Annotated in this window: 1 protein-coding gene; it reads left to right on the top strand. The window is 65.4% G+C overall.

Annotation, left to right across the window (positions count from 1 at the left end):
- Positions 1-321, top strand: a 321-nt coding sequence (locus tag ACLZOT_RS51175; protein ID WP_416976140.1) for a hypothetical protein, incomplete at both ends; no start/stop codon positions are given.

The following is a 321-nucleotide window of genomic DNA, read 5'->3' as shown; positions in this document are numbered from 1 at the left end:
GCCCGTTCTGTGGCGGGGGATGTGCGGGGTGCTGGGTTGGTGTCGGTGGGTCATCCGTTGCTGGGTGCGGCGGTGGAACTCGCGGGTGGTGAGGGTGTGGTGTTCACCAGCCGCCTGTCCCTCGCTTCACATGACTGGCTGGCCGATTACACGGTGAACGGTGTGGTGTTGCTGGCCGGTACTGCGTTCGTGGAGTTGGTGGTGCGGGCTGGTGACGAGGTCGGGTGCGCTGTTCTGGAGGACTTGGTGTTGGAGCGGCCGTTGGTGCTGCCCGAGCACGGGGCTGTGCAGGTGCAGGTGGTGGTCGAAGCACTAACAGAG

Origin of the sequence: Streptomyces sp. 4F14, from assembly GCF_048159485.1 — a bacterium.
Taxonomy (GTDB): domain Bacteria; phylum Actinomycetota; class Actinomycetes; order Streptomycetales; family Streptomycetaceae; genus Streptomyces.
This window is presented reverse-complemented; position numbering and strand designations above follow the sequence as displayed.